Annotated in this window: 17 protein-coding genes; all 17 read right to left on the minus strand. The window is 41.0% G+C overall.

Features of this window, described 5'->3' with window-relative positions:
• Nucleotides 1–150: 150 nt before the first annotated feature.
• Nucleotides 151–3,687: a transcription-repair coupling factor gene (gene mfd, locus ACFVS1_RS26080; protein WP_387552025.1), complete on the minus strand. Its 3,537-nt coding sequence runs from the start codon at nt 3,685–3,687 to the stop codon at nt 151–153.
• A gap of 161 nt (nt 3,688–3,848) precedes the next feature.
• Complete coding sequence (gene fin, locus ACFVS1_RS26085) at nt 3,849–4,079, minus strand: anti-sigma-F factor Fin (protein WP_034316319.1); 231 nt, start codon at nt 4,077–4,079, stop codon at nt 3,849–3,851.
• A 105-nt stretch (nt 4,080–4,184) separates the two neighbouring features.
• Nucleotides 4,185–4,745, minus strand: coding sequence for an aminoacyl-tRNA hydrolase (gene pth, locus ACFVS1_RS26090; protein ID WP_387552028.1), 561 nt, complete (start codon nt 4,743–4,745; stop codon nt 4,185–4,187).
• 260 nt (nt 4,746–5,005) lie between these two features.
• Nucleotides 5,006–5,644 (minus strand): 50S ribosomal protein L25/general stress protein Ctc, encoded by a 639-nt coding sequence (locus ACFVS1_RS26095; protein ID WP_387552031.1) that lies wholly within the window; start codon nt 5,642–5,644, stop codon nt 5,006–5,008.
• A gap of 170 nt (nt 5,645–5,814) precedes the next feature.
• A complete protein-coding gene (locus ACFVS1_RS26100; protein ID WP_352926285.1) occupies nt 5,815–6,567 on the minus strand; it encodes an ATP-binding cassette domain-containing protein in 753 nt (250 codons plus the stop codon).
• Nucleotides 6,568–6,580: 13 nt separating this feature from the next.
• Nucleotides 6,581–7,360: an aliphatic sulfonate ABC transporter permease SsuC gene (gene ssuC, locus ACFVS1_RS26105; protein ID WP_352926283.1), complete on the minus strand. Its 780-nt coding sequence runs from the start codon at nt 7,358–7,360 to the stop codon at nt 6,581–6,583.
• Complete coding sequence (gene ssuD / locus ACFVS1_RS26110) at nt 7,329–8,501, minus strand: FMNH2-dependent alkanesulfonate monooxygenase (protein WP_387552035.1); 1,173 nt, start codon at nt 8,499–8,501, stop codon at nt 7,329–7,331. The genes ssuC and ssuD overlap by 32 nt, the downstream gene beginning before the upstream one ends.
• 12 nt (nt 8,502–8,513) lie before the next feature.
• A complete protein-coding gene (locus ACFVS1_RS26115; RefSeq protein WP_387552038.1) occupies nt 8,514–9,494 on the minus strand; it encodes a sulfonate ABC transporter substrate-binding protein in 981 nt (326 codons plus the stop codon).
• Nucleotides 9,495–9,806: 312 nt separating this feature from the next.
• Entirely contained in the window at nt 9,807–10,760 is a 954-nt protein-coding gene (locus tag ACFVS1_RS26120; protein ID WP_352926279.1) for a ribose-phosphate diphosphokinase, read from the minus strand.
• 15 nt (nt 10,761–10,775) lie between these two features.
• Nucleotides 10,776–12,149, minus strand: a complete 1,374-nt coding sequence (glmU, locus tag ACFVS1_RS26125) for a bifunctional UDP-N-acetylglucosamine diphosphorylase/glucosamine-1-phosphate N-acetyltransferase GlmU (RefSeq protein ID WP_387552041.1) — start codon at nt 12,147–12,149, stop codon at nt 10,776–10,778.
• Between the two features lie 161 nt (nt 12,150–12,310).
• On the minus strand, nt 12,311–12,499 hold the full coding sequence (locus ACFVS1_RS26130) for a hypothetical protein (protein ID WP_387552044.1): 189 nt from the start codon (nt 12,497–12,499) through the stop codon (nt 12,311–12,313).
• 286 nt (nt 12,500–12,785) lie between these two features.
• Nucleotides 12,786–13,082: a septation regulator SpoVG gene (gene spoVG / locus ACFVS1_RS26135; RefSeq protein WP_034316332.1), complete on the minus strand. Its 297-nt coding sequence runs from the start codon at nt 13,080–13,082 to the stop codon at nt 12,786–12,788.
• A gap of 193 nt (nt 13,083–13,275) precedes the next feature.
• Complete coding sequence (locus ACFVS1_RS26140) at nt 13,276–13,650, minus strand: RidA family protein (protein ID WP_053537019.1); 375 nt, start codon at nt 13,648–13,650, stop codon at nt 13,276–13,278.
• Between the two features lie 13 nt (nt 13,651–13,663).
• Entirely contained in the window at nt 13,664–14,488 is an 825-nt protein-coding gene (gene purR / locus ACFVS1_RS26145; protein WP_352926276.1) for a pur operon repressor, read from the minus strand.
• A 61-nt stretch (nt 14,489–14,549) separates the two neighbouring features.
• Entirely contained in the window at nt 14,550–15,419 is an 870-nt protein-coding gene (gene ispE / locus ACFVS1_RS26150; RefSeq protein ID WP_352926274.1) for a 4-(cytidine 5'-diphospho)-2-C-methyl-D-erythritol kinase, read from the minus strand.
• 322 nt (nt 15,420–15,741) lie between these two features.
• Entirely contained in the window at nt 15,742–15,918 is a 177-nt protein-coding gene (locus ACFVS1_RS26155; protein WP_101225905.1) for a small, acid-soluble spore protein, alpha/beta type, read from the minus strand.
• A gap of 160 nt (nt 15,919–16,078) precedes the next feature.
• Nucleotides 16,079–16,330: a biofilm formation stimulator Veg gene (veg, locus tag ACFVS1_RS26160; RefSeq protein ID WP_061440325.1), complete on the minus strand. Its 252-nt coding sequence runs from the start codon at nt 16,328–16,330 to the stop codon at nt 16,079–16,081.
• Between the last annotated feature and the right edge of the window lie 214 nt (nt 16,331–16,544).

Here is a 16,544-nt window from a genome sequence, read left to right on the forward strand (position 1 = left end):
TCCTCATTTTGTAGCAAAATCATCACCAGCTATTGTACTTAGTATTTTTCTAATGGTAAGTTCTATGCACTTTGAAAAAATTTTTCTTTTTGATGCATTTTTTTACCATGGTACCTAAAAAAATTTCTTCAAGAGGACTATCATTCAATTTTAGTTTTTTGTGGCTTGCGTCTCTTTTTTTACATACTGTAAACCCTTGGTCATCTCAAATAAGATATTAAGCCATTTGCTTTGTTCTACGCCTTTTATGTGCAGGACCAGCTTCATTCGATTGCCGTCCATGCCGAAGCCGACCATACGGCCATACTTCGATCCCAGCTCGAACACCTTTTGTCCATCCACATCGCTGCTGACCTTTTCCCTAAGGAGAATGCTGATTTCCTGCTTTAATTGTTTAATGCTTTCAATTCCGGCCTTTTCAGCATATACCTTCATTTCGGCTATCATGAATAAATAGGAAACTTCTTCTGGATACTCTCCGAAACGATCGATCATTTCATCCTGTAATTCTTCCACTTCTTCAAGCGAAGCAATACCTCTGAACCTTTTATACATTTCTATTTTCTGATGTCCATCCATTATGTAGGCATCAGGGATATAAGCATCCACTTCAATGTCGATTTCAAGGGTGTTCTTTTCTTCGGCTGGCTGGTCATTACGTTTCGCATCTACCGCTTCTTTCAGCATTTGTGAATACAGATCAAAACCGACTGAATCGATGAAGCCATGTTGTTGAGCCCCAAGGATGTTTCCGGCTCCCCTGATGGATAAATCACGCATCGCGATTTTGAACCCTGAACCCAATTCTGTAAATTCCTTAATGGATTGAAGACGTTTTTCTGCCACTTCCGTCAACACTTTATCTTTCCTATAAGTGAAAAATGCATATGCGACCCGATTGGAACGCCCTACACGCCCACGCAGCTGATAGAGCTGTGAAAGTCCCATTCTATCCGCTTCATTCACGATAAGCGTATTGACATTCGGGATATCGACACCCGTCTCTATAATGGTTGTACTTACCAAAACATCATATTCACCTTCTAAAAAGCCGAACATGACGGCTTCCAGCTCTTGCTCTGTCATTTGCCCATGAGCATAGGTGACTCGGGCATCGGGCACCAGCATGGAAATTTCTTCTGCTTTTCTTGCTATATCCTCTACCCGATTGTAAAGGAAATAAACCTGACCATCCCTGGCCAATTCCCGTTCTATCGCTTCCGTTACCAATGAGCCATTATACTCCATGACATAAGTTTGGATCGGGAACCGGTTCTCAGGCGGTGTTTCGATGACGGACAGATCCCTCACGCCCAACATCGACATATGAAGGGTCCTTGGAATCGGTGTCGCAGTCAATGTCAGTACATCCACATTAGTTTTTAACCTTTTGATTTTTTCCTTATGTGTAACGCCAAAGCGCTGTTCTTCATCAATGATAAGCAATCCCAAATCGCGGTACACGATATCTTTGGATAAAATCCTATGCGTGCCAACCACGATATCCACTGTGCCGGCCTTCAATCCTTTAATCGTCTCGGTTTGCTGTTTTTTAGTGCGGAAACGGCTCATGAGACCAATCGAAATCGGATAATCCTGAAAACGCTCCCTTAATGTTTCATAGTGCTGCTGGGCGAGGATTGTGGTCGGAACAAGAAATGCAACTTGCTTGCCATCCATTATGGCTTTAAAAGCGGCCCGGATGGCCACCTCAGTCTTCCCATATCCAACATCACCGCATAATAAACGATCCATTGGCCGTTCCCGTTCCATATCCTTTTTGATTTCGACTATAGAACGTAATTGATCTTCCGTTTCGTTATAAGCGAATGATGTTTCAAATTCCCTCTGCATATCACCATCAGGTGAGAAGGCATAGCCCTTTGCCGCTTCCCTCTCTGCGTATAACTTGATTAAATCATCGGCAATATTCTCTACGGATGATTGAACCTTGCTTTTGACACGTTTCCATTCCGTTCCGCCTAGCTTATAAAGCTTCGGTTCTTTTCCTTCAGAACCGACATATTTTTGGACAAGATCAATTTGGTCGACAGGAACATACAATTTGTCATCCGCTTGATAACGAATATTCAGGTAATCTTTATGGACCCCATTAATCGTAAGGGTCTCAATACCCAAGTATTTACCGATTCCGTGGTTAACATGAACGACATAGTCACCGATCTTCAGTTCGGAATAACTTTTGATTCGCTCCGCATTCGATAGTTTCTGTCTCCGTATTGATTTCTTTGACTTCTTATTAAACAATTCCGTTTCCGTAATAATACTGAATTTTTGCATAGGTAATTCAAAGCCGCTATTCAGACTGCCGCGTAAAATCTGTACTTTACCTGGAAGAATGCTGTCCGCATTAAACAGCTCTGCGGCCTCTATATCATAATCGGCTAAAACCGAATGCAGCTTTTTTACCCGTTCTTCATCCTGTCCAAGTATGACGACTGTGTATTTACCTTTTTTCCAACGTTCCAGTTCAGCTTTGAACACATTCATCTGTCCATGGAAATTTTGCATTTGTTTACTGGCAAAATTCAGGATATTCTGAGGATTCGTATGCGGTACATGCCGTAAAAACAACGAAAGGTATACAAACGGCCTGCTGGATTTCACGATTAATTCCTGCATGGGATGAGCCAATTTAATGTCATGGATAATTTGTCCCTGACTTAAAAGGTCCGTGTACCACCCAGCCTCTTCCTTTTCCAAAGAATCATTGATTTCCTGGATTCTACTGATTTCATCTAAGAATACCAAACCATTTACCGGTAAATAATCTATTAAACTAGCTGGATCTTCATACGCTAAACTTAAGTATTTAAAGATTTTGTCGGGTATATTCCCCATTTTCAGCTGTTCAAGTTCATAACTGATCGTTTGAACCAGCTGTTCCTTGGTTTTCTCATCTTTAAGTTTCTTCAAGCTTTTACTTAATCCGCTCTCGAGCCTTGTTATGATTCTTTCGATATGCTCCGTCTCTAGCAAAGCCTCACTGACGGGCCCAATCGTCACCTTCTTGAGTTTCTCGATGGATCGCTGATCTTCGCTTGAAAAGGTCCTTATTGAATCTATTTCGGTATCGAATAATTCAATTCGTATCGGATTAGGTTCGGTGATCGGATAAATATCGATTATGCCGCCCCTGATACTGAATTCACCTGGAGAAGCAACCATTTCAGATCGGTTATAACCCATGGCAATGAATTTATTAAGCGTTGGTTCAAGTTCGATGTCTTCCCCTAAATTAAAGATAAGCTGATGCCTCTTCCAAATATCCTTTGGAGGAAGCACACGACGCACCCCAGGAATGGGCGCAATGACTATCCCTTTCTTTCCTTCCGCCCAAAAGTTCAATGCCTCTACACGCTGAGCCCTTAATTCCGGGCTGGCTACACTCAAATCAGCCGCGATCAATTCATTGGCTGGATATATATATAATTCTTCCTCGGGAATGAAACTGGATAAGTCCTCATGGAATTTTTGTGCTTGCAATAAATTATGGGTAACCAATAAAATAGGCCTATTCGTCTTTTCATATACGGAAGCCAGCAATAGTGATCTCGAGGAACCTGTCAGACCAGAGACGATTTGCTCCTTAAGTCCTTCATCGATGCCGGCTATTAACGAATGAACATCATCTTGTTTGGAGAACAAGTTCTGTAATCCATTCATTTTATTTCCCCCCTCTCTTAACGTGCGAAAAACATTTGAATTCTTTGTATTAGAACTTGGCCATTTAACCAAGCGTCCTTTTTATTAACGGCAATTTTTAGTGCCCTGATATTCCAGACAAACGGAAAAATGCTTTGGATTTTGTCCAAAGCCCTCTCCCGCTAATGAATAATATAATCGTTTTCATATAAATCAGGGTTTCTTTGCAACGATTCATGACAGTCTTCACATATCGCCCTTACATGCATATCCCCTTCAGAATCATAAACGATCATCTCTTGTCGCTCTTCATCGGTAAGTTGATTAAAACCTAACTGCTCCGTACTCAGTGAGTGTGCCTCGATTGAGCCCAGCTTAGTTCCGCAATGTCGGCATCGATAATGGAGAGCCATTTGGTAACCCCCTATTTTTGTAATAGTGTTAGTATGTACAAAAGTAGAGGGTTTTTATTCAGCGAAACAGGAAGATATTATTCTTTACTTATATCTACTCTCTGCTTATTGGTTATATTCGTTCATGACCTGTAGAAATGGTTTTTCCAACCAGACTTCACATGAAGCTGCGCTTTTTTCGATCGTTGCCCCGACATGATCCCATTCTTCAGGCGAAAACCGCCCTAAAACATAGTCAGATACCGGCATACGGCCAATCGGGCGGCCAATGCCTATTCTGATTCGATTGAATTCTTGCGTACCCAAATGGGCAATTGAAGATTTTATCCCATTATGACCGCCTGCACTTCCTTTTTGACGAAGGCGAAGCTTCCCTGGAGGCAAATCAAGGTCATCATATATAATGACAACATCCGCGATATCCGCCTTAAAGAAATGCATGACAGCCGAAATGGATTCTCCTGACAAATTCATGTAGGTTAAAGGTTTTAGTAATAAAACTTTTTCTCCCTTTACCATTCCCACACCATAGATCCCCTTATGCTTTGCTTGATCAAGCGGGATCGACCATCTTTTGGATAACTCATCTATTACTTCAAATCCGACGTTATGCCGAGTTTTTTCATATTGTTTACCTGGGTTCCCTAACCCTACAATAATTTTCATGATTCACACTCCGTCATTACGGTTATTTAGGGAGTTACGCTGGGACGAAGTTTTTCCAAGACCATTGACCTTAGAAAAATAGTACCCTAATTTCAAGCTTGCCTGCAAGCGACCGGAGAACTAATTAGGAAAAACCCTAATTAAAGAAGTCAATCACGAAAAAATGGTCCGGCTTAAATGGATGCATCCATAGATTGAAAAGACGTAACTCGTTAAGAGCTACGCCTATTATATCACGATTCACTTGTTTAATCCCGGCATCATGACTCTGGTGATGCCTTGGTTTCCCTGCCCTCTTCATTTTCAGGGATACCGCCATCTTGCTGTTCACCTGTACTTATTTCCTCTTCCTGGCGAGGAGCCAAAACAGATGCAACGACTTCTTCCCCATCGTTGCCGATTGTAACTTGTTTATTCGTTTGGATATCGGATATGTAGATTGTATCTCCAACCTGAAGTTCGGTAACGTCAACATCGATGGAGTCAGGAATGTCATTAGGTTTAGCCGTAACCGTCACTTCATGAAGAGACTGCTGAAGAACCCCGCCGTCTTTCACGCCTTTACAAACACCGACAAGGTTAATGCGAACTTGTGCCTGTAATTGGGCGGACATATCTACAATTAAAAAGTCTGCATGGTAAATGGAGTTCTTTATTGGATCCTTTTGATAGTCAGAGAGCATGACTTTATATTTCTTTCCTTCCAAGTCCAAAGAAATGATTCCATTACGGCCTATTTCCTTGATTGTTTTTTGAAGCTCAATATTATTGACTGAAATGGCCGTACTGTCATTTTTATTGCCATATACAATCGCAGGGATTTCGCCTTTTTCTCTCAAATTCCTTAAATTAGAGTGTTTTGAATTCGTACGTTCTTTCGCAGCTAATATATTACTCATACATCCTCCGCCTTCCTGAATATGAATTGCAAGTTTCTCTATATTTAACATTTCCCTAAATCGCGAATCATTAAACATGAAAGGTAAACTCCGAAGGGGGCAAGAAGGTGATAAACATATGGTAAACATAGGAATTCGCTGCAAAATCTTTTTTCATTTTTTTCTCTTATTCAGGCGTGAATCGCCTTTTTTTCCATTTCCCCCTCAACTTGCATCACCCGGTTAAGGATTTGGGCTGCTAGTGATGAATATTGAATGCTATCCTTTTTCCGCGGTCTTGGCAGATTGATTTCCTTATTCATGACGACTTTGCCTTCTTCGATTAATAGGACACGGTCGGCAAGCATTACGGCTTCTTCAACATCATGGGTAACAAGCAAGGCAGTAAAGTCCCTTTTCCTCCATAGTTCTTCAATCAGCCTTTGCATGCCAATTCTCGTCAAAGCATCCAATGCCCCTAACGGCTCATCCAAGAGGAGTATGTCAGGTTGGTTCACCAATGCCCTCGCTAACGCCACCCTTTGTTTCTGCCCCCCAGATAAAACGGACGGCCACTCGTTTGCTCGATCTGCAAGGCCCACTTGCTCCAGTAATTCCATAGCACTTGGCTTCCAATCCCCTTTCAAGCCGACACCAATATTTTCAATGATTTTTTTCCAAGGAAACAGCCTTCCATCCTGAAACATCGTACGTGACGATTTATTTAATCCATTCAATGGCTTTCCATTCACCATTATCTGCCCGCCCGTCGGCTTTTCCAGTCCCGCCACAAGACGAAGCAAGGTGCTCTTTCCACATCCACTCTTACCGACAATGGCCACGAACTCCCCTTTTTTAAATGTGAGGTCCATTCCCTTTAATACTTCAAACTCCCCAAAATCCTTTCTTACACCCTGCAACTCCAACGAATTTACATTTATCATATGAATGACCTCCTCATTGGTATGATGGATGCCACTTTAAGCATCTTTTTTCAATTAATTTGGCCGCAACGTCCGATATTTTTCCCAATAAGGCATATAAGAGAATACTGAGAACAACAATATCCATCCTCATGAATTCCCGGGCATTCATAGCCATATATCCTATTCCGGAATTAGCGGATATGGTTTCTGCGACGATTAATGTGACCCACATGATGCCAAGGGAGAAGCGGATACCCACCAAAATGGATGGAAAGGCCGCAGGGAGGATCACATTCCAGAATAAAGAAAAACCACTTAACCCATAAACCCTAGCCGCTTCAATTAAACCCTTATCCACCGATTTCACTCCATGAAATGTATTTAAGTAGATAGGAAATAGAACCCCTAAAGCGACAAGGAAAATTTTCGCTTCTTCTTCTATACCAAACCATAGAATCACCAGTGGTATTAAAGCTAAATGCGGAATGTTACGCAACATCTGAAGCGATGTATCGAATAAGTTTTCAGCAAGTGATGATAATCCATTTAACAACCCTAGTACAAAACCAATAATCCCGCCGATTAAAAAACCGATGAATGCCCGCTGAGCACTGATGCCGATATAATCTATAAGTTCCCCTGTTTTCAATAAAGCGACGCCAGCTTGAAAGACTTCAGTCGGGGCAGGCAATATCCGTTCCGACAGAATCCCCCACAAAGAAAGCAGCTGCCACGTTACCAAAAGGAGAATGGGTACGATCCAAGATATGAGGGAAAACCTATTGAACTTTTTGTTTAACTTTGCCTTCATCTTCAATTTCACTTCCTTTTGTAGGGTAGTGGTCGTTTGCCAATATTTCCCCGAATGGACTCGTCGCTTTCGAAACGGGCACTTGCTGCTGTTCGACAGGGAGTAATGGGAATAATAATTCCGCCACACGGTACGCTTCTTCCAGGTGAGGGTACCCGGATAAAACAAAGGATTCTATTCCGATTTCTTCATATTCCTTCATTCTGGCGGCAACATTTTCAGCACTTCCGACTAGTGCTGTACCGGCACCACCGCGCACCAGACCTACACCCGCCCATAAGTTTGGACTGATTTCAAGTGATTCCCTGCTTCCATTATGAAGTTGCGACATCCTCTTCTGTCCCACTGAATCAAATCGTTCAAAAATCTTTTGTGAATTTTGAATCATTTCATCATCCACATATTTAATGAGTTCGTCCGCTGCCTGCCAAGCTTCTTCTTCCGTTTCTCTTACAATGACATGCATGCGAATGCCGAATCTGACTTCACGTCCGTACTCTGCTGCTTTTTTACGTACCTTTTCAATTTTTTCGGCCACTTGCACCGGCGGCTCACCCCAAGTCAAGTAGACATCAATATGCTTTCCCGATATATCGATGGCTGGATCGGATGAACCTCCGAAATAGAGCGGCGGGTACGGTTTTTGTACAGGTGACAACAGAATATTTCCGCCTTCAACCTTTAGGTGCTCCCCTTCATAGTCCACACTCTCACCAGACATTTCCTGTCTCCAGATATCGAGAAATTCATTTGTTTGCTCATAGCGTTCCTTATGATTTAGAAACACGCCATCACCTGCCAATTCGACTGGGTCCCCCCCAGTTACAACATTGATCAAAAGACGGCCATTCGACAACCTGTCGAAGCTTGAAGCCATACGCGCAGCTAAGGTTGGCGACAGTAAACCTGGACGAATCGCAACTAAAAATTTCATTCTTTCCGTTGCAGAAATCAATGAAGAACCAACTACCCAAGCATCCTCACAAGACCGACCTGTTGGAAGCAAAGCCCCTTCAAAACCTAAATGATCGACTGCCTGTGCAATTTGTTTTAAATATGGAAGTGTAATCGCTCTCCCTCCCTTTGTCGATCCTAAATAGCGACTTTCCCCATGTGATGGCAAAAACCAAAATACTTTCATTTTATTTCCCCCTTAATTTTTTTTAATATCTGCAGATGCATCTAGAACATTAATCTTGCTTGGAATTAATTTAAGATTAAAAAATGTATCGGCAATCTTTTGTTGATCATCCAAAACCGTACTGGAAATCTCCTCAAGTCCGTATTCTTTTCTATTTAATGTTTTTTCTAATGCCTCCACACTCATTCCAATTTCCGGAGATAAAAACTCAGCGACATCCTTTGGGTTTTCTTCAATCCATTTATCAATTTTTATCAGTTCTTCTTTGATGATCTTCAAAGCCTCTTCGTTCCCGGCAAATGAATCAGTTGCCAAAAAGAATTCACGATTTGCCACTAGTCCTTCTCCATCCCGGATCGTTTTCGTTTCAAGCTCCAATTCCGCCGCTGATAAAAATGGATCCCATATTACCCAGGCATCGATTTGGTTTCCTTCAAAAGCAGCTCTCGCATCAGCCGGTGGCAAGTAGACGGGCTGAATGTCATCAAGAGCAAGACCTGCTTCCTCTAACGCTTTGACCAATAGATAATGAACATTTGAACCTTTATTCAAACCAACCTTCTTACCTTTTAAATCTTCCACATCTTTAATGGGTGAATCCTTTTGCACGACTATAGCCTCTCCCGAAGGATTTGCCGGCTGATTAGCAATGTAGACAAGTGGTGCATTGGCTGCTTGTGCAAATATCGGCGGCGCCTCCCCTGTGTGCCCAAAATCAATGCTGCCGACATTCAAGGCTTCAAGCAGCTGAGGTCCTGCTGGGAATTCAGTCCAATCGACCGTATACCCCAATTCTTTTAAACGTGTTTCCAGATTGCCATTTGATTTTAAAATATTTAATGTCCCGAATTTTTGATAACCGATTTGGATGGTTTTATCTGATTCTTTTGCGTCAGCACTTGTGGAATTGTTCTTTTCCTCCCCACATGCACTTACTATCAGCATGACGATGCTGAAGATGGACAAGAGCCATATCTTTCGTTTTTTCTTCATATTCTGCACACCCTTCATAAACTATTTATATAAAAATAAAAGGCTCCTTTCCTTCACCAATCGAACAATAGGGCAAAAAGATGCCTAATGTTCTATTGGTAAGTGAAAAGGAGCCTTCGGTAGTCCGATCGGCGTTAACCATTATGCCATTACATTCGTACAGGTTTTCATTCCATGAATATGAATTGAATTTGTATAGCTATTTTATTATCACTATTCATATCTGTCAACTAAGAATTAAATGTTTTTTGAAAATTCCAAACAAAAATACGGCGAGCCCGAAGGCCCGCCGTGTATTGGTTAATTATTTTATCAATCGAATAATGTGCTGACTGATTGTTCCTCATGCACGCGAATAATTGCCTCTGCAATCAAAGGTGCTACAGAAAGTCCAGTGATTTTATCGATTTTCTTATCTTCAGACAGGGCAATCGAGTTAGTCACGACCAATTCCTTGATCGTTGAATTTTGAATCCTTTCGATGGCAGGACCCGAAAGGACTGGGTGTGTACAACAAGCATACACCGCTTTAGCGCCATTCTCCACAAGGGCATTGGCCGCTAGTGTAATAGTTCCTGCAGTATCGATGATGTCATCAATCAGTATTGCTGTCTTCCCTTCAATATTACCAATGATGTTCATGACTTCAGCCACGTTCGGTCTTGGACGGCGCTTATCGATAATGGCGATCGGCGCTTTTAGGCGATCGGCCATTTTACGGGCACGTGTTACACCGCCATGATCTGGGGAAACGATGACGATATCACTTAATTCTTTTTCCTTGAAGAAATCAGCTAAAATCGGAACAGCAACAAGGTGATCGATCAGAATATCGAAGAAACCTTGAATTTGTGGTGCGTGAAGATCTAATGTGATGACACGGTGGGCACCAGCCGTTTCTAAAAGATTTGCGACAAGTTTAGCTGTAATTGGTTCACGCGCACGCGCTTTACGATCTTGTCGGGCATAACCGTAATATGGCATGACAATATTGATTGTTTTAGCTGAAGCACGTTTAAGAGCATCGATCATAATTAAAAGTTCCATTAAATTTTCATTGACTGGTTGGCTTGTTGATTGGATTACGTATACGTCACAGCCACGAATACTTTCTTCAATATTAATCTGAACTTCACCGTCACTGAAACTTGTTACGCTACATTTTCCAAGTTCAACACCGATTGCAGCAGCAATTTCCTGAGCTAAATCGAAGTTTGAATTTAAAGAGAATACTTTTAAATTAGGATCTAAATACTGATTTGACATGATGACCTCCGTCGGTTATTTATTAAATTTCAAATTCTTCACATAATCTTCTTTGTTAACTTGACGAGCCCGAGCAACGGATAGGGCATCCTGCGGTACATCTTGCGTGATGGTTGACCCAGCAGCTACATATGCTCCTTCTCCTACCGTTACAGGTGCAACTAGATTAGAATTGCAGCCTATGAAAACATTGTCTTCAATCTTCGTCAAATATTTATTTTTCCCGTCGTAATTCACGGTAATAGATCCGCAGCCTATATTAACATTCTCCCCAACCTCTGCATCACCAATATAACTCAAATGTGAGGCCTTGCTTCCTTTGCCAAAAACGGTCTTTTTAATTTCGACAAAATTACCGATCTTAACGGAATCCTTAATATCTGATTGAGGTCTAACATGTGCGAATGGACCGATTTTCACAAAACTTCCAATACTGCTTTCATGTACAACCGATTGGAGGACTTCTGTTCCATCACCAATTTCACAATTACTGATTTCCGTATTCGGGCCAATTAAGCAATCCTGCCCGATGATACTTTTTCCTTTAATGAATGACCCAGGGTTAATGACTGTATCCTGCCCGATTTGTACATCCGCTTCAATGAACGTAGTAAGCGGATCGATGATGGTTACACCATTCCTCATATGCGTTTCATTGATGCGTTTCCGTAAAATTTGCTCAGCCTGCGATAAAGCCACACGGTCATTCACACCCAATGTTTCCTCGAAATCACTGGATTGGAAGGCCGTCACCACTTCGCCTTCCTGTTTTAAGATTTCTATAACATCCGGTAAGTAATATTCTCCCTGGACATTTTCATTTGAAACTTTTTTCAGCGCGTTAAACAATGCTTGATTGTCGAAGCAATATGTACCGGTATTTATTTCCTTAACATATCTTTCTTCATCAGAGGCATCCTTATGCTCGACGATTTTTTCTACAAGTCCGCCTTCACCGCGAAGGACCCTTCCATAGCCAGCAGGATTATCTGCATATGCTGTTAAGATTGTTGCTTTCGCCTGACTTTGCTCATGCAATGCTATAAGCTCTTTCATCGTTTCCGCTTTAATCAGAGGCGTATCACCGCAAATAACAAGGGTCGTTCCACTTTTTGCGGATAAAACGCTTTCCGCTTGCATTACAGCATGTGCCGTACCTAATTGCTGTTCTTGTAAGGCATACTTGCATGAATCACCAAGTTGTTCTTGAACTTTTTCCGCTCCATGGCCAATGACTGTTACAATATCTTCTATTTGAAGTTGATTGACTTGATCGATAACATGTTGTACCATTGGTTTCCCGCAAACAGGGTGCAAAACCTTATAAAGCTTAGATTTCATCCTAGTACCTTGTCCAGCGGCCAATATTATTGCATAACGATTACTCATAACAGGCCTCCATTTTCACCTTTTTATCCACTAAAAATATTATCTCAAATAGTGATTCTTTTCAAGGTAACAATTAAAAGTACATATAATTGTCAACCGATCAGGTGAAAAAAGTTCGATTTCCGACAAGGTTAAAAATGTTATTATTGGACCTTGGAGAATTATTTTACATCATGTTCGATATCATTTTCATCAACAGAACAATACAGAAACGATGTCTCCTGCTCTTTATAACACCAGCCGACCCCCATTATCCCAAAACACTGCCAAGGTGCGCCACACCCTATGTACAAGGCATTTGGGCATACTTCACCCTTTGTTAACTCCCATTCCGAAATCAGTTTACCCATTCAATTTCATCTTCAGCTGGATCGCTAGAATAAGCTGTATCCCTTAAATCCCACTTACAGAAATTTCAATATTTTGGTGAAAAAAAGGTTTAAAAATTAAAAAGGACGGGTATTAAACTTTTGAGGGTGACTACGTAGGTTTAACCATTCATTAAAGTAAATGTCTGCATGATGAGCGGACAAGTTCTAAACTTATCCGTTTTTGAATAAATAAAAAAGAGCACTACTTATGAAGTAGGCTCTAGATGCACGAATTATAAATTTAAAGTTTAAAAGTAAAATTATTTTAAGAAGCACCTGCTCCAGCTTCCTCTAATTCAGTTTCAAGTTCTCCCAATCGATGATATTCTGTCAAGACAGCTTCTTGAATTTTCCCGCGTGTCGAGGAATTGATTGGATGAGCGATATCCCGGAATTCTCCATCTGGAGTTCGTTTACTTGGCATTGCTACAAATAAACCATTGTTTCCGTCGATCACACGAATATCATGAACCACAAATTCATTATCCAGTGTAATTGATGCGATAGCTCTCATACGACCGTCCGTATTCACACGGCGTAATCTTACGTCAGTTACTTCCATTTAAGCTCACCATCCCTTTTTGTTGTTGTTAAAACTTAAAGTACATATTCAACAAAAAAACGTGAACTCCTTCTATTATCTGTAATTTTTTTAGAAAATTCAGCCTAGTTTTTTTAGATACTAAAAATCACCCTTCTATTACAGGAAAATTACCCATTACGAATTACCTTTAAAAAAATAAAAAAACGCCCGTCTATTTAACGAGCGCTACCACTTCTATTTCCACTAGTGCATCTTTCGGAAGCCGAGCAACCTCTACACAAGAGCGAGCTGGTTTGTGAGCAGAAAAATATTCTCCGTATATTTCATTAATCGAACCGAAATCGTCCATACTTTTAATGAATACTGTAGCCTTAATAACCGTTTCCAATGAAGCCCCAGCTTCTTTCAATACAGCTTGGAGATTCTTAAAGACCTGGTGTGTTTGTTCCTTAACATCCCCTGTAACCATCTCACCTGAAGCAGTAAGTGGGATCTGTCCTGAACTGAAAAACAACTTATCCACGATCACGCCTTGTGAATATGGTCCGATCGCTGCCGGTGCTTCATCCGTATGTATCGTTTTCATGAAATGATTCCCCCTATTCCTTTTTCGTAAAATAATTCCCTCGGCTGACATTGATTTTCTTGTCTCTTTCGACCACCTGCGTCAACTTGATTAATGAAACATAGTCCTCGACAAGACACTCCTCCGTATGTTCGGATTCGACCAGCACCGCAATTCCGGCAACTGTTGCCTTGAATTCATCCAATAGACTGACCATACCGTTGATGGTACCCCCAGCCTTCATGAAATCGTCTACAATTAATACATTCGAACCCTCAACCAAGCTTCTCTTAGAGAGTACCATAGTCTGAATCCTCTTTGAAGAGCCAGAAACATAATTGATGCTCACTGTAGAACCTTCCGTTACTTTATTATTCCTTCTTACAATGACAACTGGAACATTCAAATAATTTGCCACGGCGTATGCTAATGATATCCCTTTGGTTGCCATTGTCATGATGACTGAGACATTTTTCTTGGCATACATTGAAGCGATTATCCTTCCAACCTTATTCACGGTTTGCGGATGTCCTAATATGTCTGTCATATATAGATAACCGCCAGGAAGCAACCTTTCGGGACTAGCGATCGTATCGCATAGTCCGTCAATGAAGGAATTGGCTTCCTCTTCCTTGATGGAAACAATATATTTCACTCCACCGGCCGCACCTGGAACGGTTGTTAAAGATCCTATCCCGCGTTGTTCAAAGGTATCTTTGATAATCGTCAAATCTTCACTGATCGAGGATTTTGCCGAACTATACCTTTCAGCAAAATATGTCAGCGAAACAAGTTCCCCCGGATGTTCTAATAAATAATTGGTCATATCGACTAGCCTCTCGCTGCGACGAAATTTCATTGAGACACCCCCTTTGTTAATTCCGAATATTATATAGCAACTATACCACTAATGTACGTTTCTATTCAAGATTGTTTCGATCACCCAGTAAACGGACTGCATAGACTTGATCACAAAATCCGCGAAGTCCATTATATATTCTTTGCATGCGCGAATCATGTTCCACCAAACCAAAAACGGTCGGACCACTTCCGCTCATCAAGACCGAATCTGCTCCAAATGTCTTCATTTGATCTTTAATGTTCGCAACCTCTGGGTATAACTGCAATGTCACCTGTTCCAGAACATTGCCCAACCCCTCGCATACTTCGTGATAATTGTTTTCCATAATAGCCGTAATCATTCCAGGTACATCCGGATGCTCCATTTTTGAAGTCTGGAGCCTTTTGTATATATCAGCTGTCGAAACGCCGATCGTCGGTTTCGCCAAGATGACCCAGCATTTTGGCGGTGCAGGAAGATGCGTGATTTTTTCGCCGCGCCCTCTGGCCAATGCCGTACCTCCGTATACGCAAAATGAAACATCAGAGCCAATTTCAGCCCCTATTTCCGCAAGTTCATCCATGGAAAGACCGAGCTTCCACAGTCTATTTAAGCCTCTCAATGTAGCTGCGGCATCACTGCTTCCACCAGCAAGCCCAGCGGCTACAGGGATATTTTTCTCTATAGTTATAGAAACACCTTTATTGATTCCAAAACGTTCCTTTAGAATAAATGCGGCTTGATAAGCTAAATTCCGATGATCATCCGGAACAAATCGATTATGGGATAGAATTTGAATATGATTTCCCGGTATTTCCTTTAGTTCAATTCTATCGGCAAGGTCGACTGTCGTCATGATCATTTCCACCTCATGATACCCATCAGGCCGTTTGAAAAGCACATCCAAAGCCAAATTAATTTTAGCCGGGGCTTTTTCCATAAGCTTCAATATGTCCACCTACTTTAACGTTCTTAAAAGTTCTTGTCCTATTCTATCATATTTGTTTATATTCTAAAGGTTTTTTCATCGTAATTTCAATGTAATGAAGCTGAGATTGGCCTTTAGAGGGGAATAGACACATGTAGGCACATGGGAGAGCAGCCACTTCCTGAATCCCAAAAGACTTGCTACATATCCAAATAGCAAATACCGATACATAAAAAAACCAGACTCCTTAACTACAATGTAAGCAAAAATGAATAGAGCTATACATTGTATAAAGAGTCCGGCTACTTTCAACATGACGGCATGATACAATTAAGTGTTTATCTTACTCCTTGTTCACCAATTGACGTTGTGCTTTTTCGATAGCAAGTTTTACCATGTTCCCTGCGTCCCTGGCCCGGATTCCTCCCCAGCCTTCTTTCTGGACAACATCGTAAAATCCAAGTTCTTTAGCCAATTCTTCTTTAAGACCATTTGACATAATCCCTTTTTTCCTGCTCAAGCTAAGCAACCCCTTTCACATGCCGTCACATGCCTAGTGTTTGCATCATACGCTATTTCATTACATCCTTTTTAAGCCTTTATGCCTTTATTGGGGGATCACAGGATATTTTATACAAAACAAAAAGCAGCAAACATAGTTGTTCGCTGCCTCGTCTAAGTTAAATCTCTTGTTGTTTGTTTAAAAATGTTAGTTCTACGGTTTCCGTTAAAACATCCGCATAGCTGTAAGATACTCTTTCAAACGCATTTTCATCTTGGTCGAGCTCAATTACAAAAACAGCCGGATAAGTTTCCGCCAAAGTTCCAAATCGTTCTACAGTCTTTCTTCTTCCACCGTTTGCTTTTAAGAGCAATCTTTTACCTAGGTTTGAATCAAGTGCAGTTTTAATATCAGCTAGAGTTTTTGGCATTTTCGGTCCACCTCACTAAGTTAAGTATATCACAATTTACAAATATACGCAAACAAAATAATAAATTATATCAGCACTTAAAAATGTAGTCAATATATTTTTATCTGAAATCCGGCAAAATCGCGAACAATTTTATTATATCCTGGGAAATGAAAAATTATGTAAACGAACTATTTCATTAATTATTAAACCGAATTTTCGTAGTTAAATCATT

This window comes from Peribacillus sp. NPDC058075 (assembly GCF_042885195.1).
Classification (GTDB): domain Bacteria; phylum Bacillota; class Bacilli; order Bacillales; family DSM-1321; genus Peribacillus.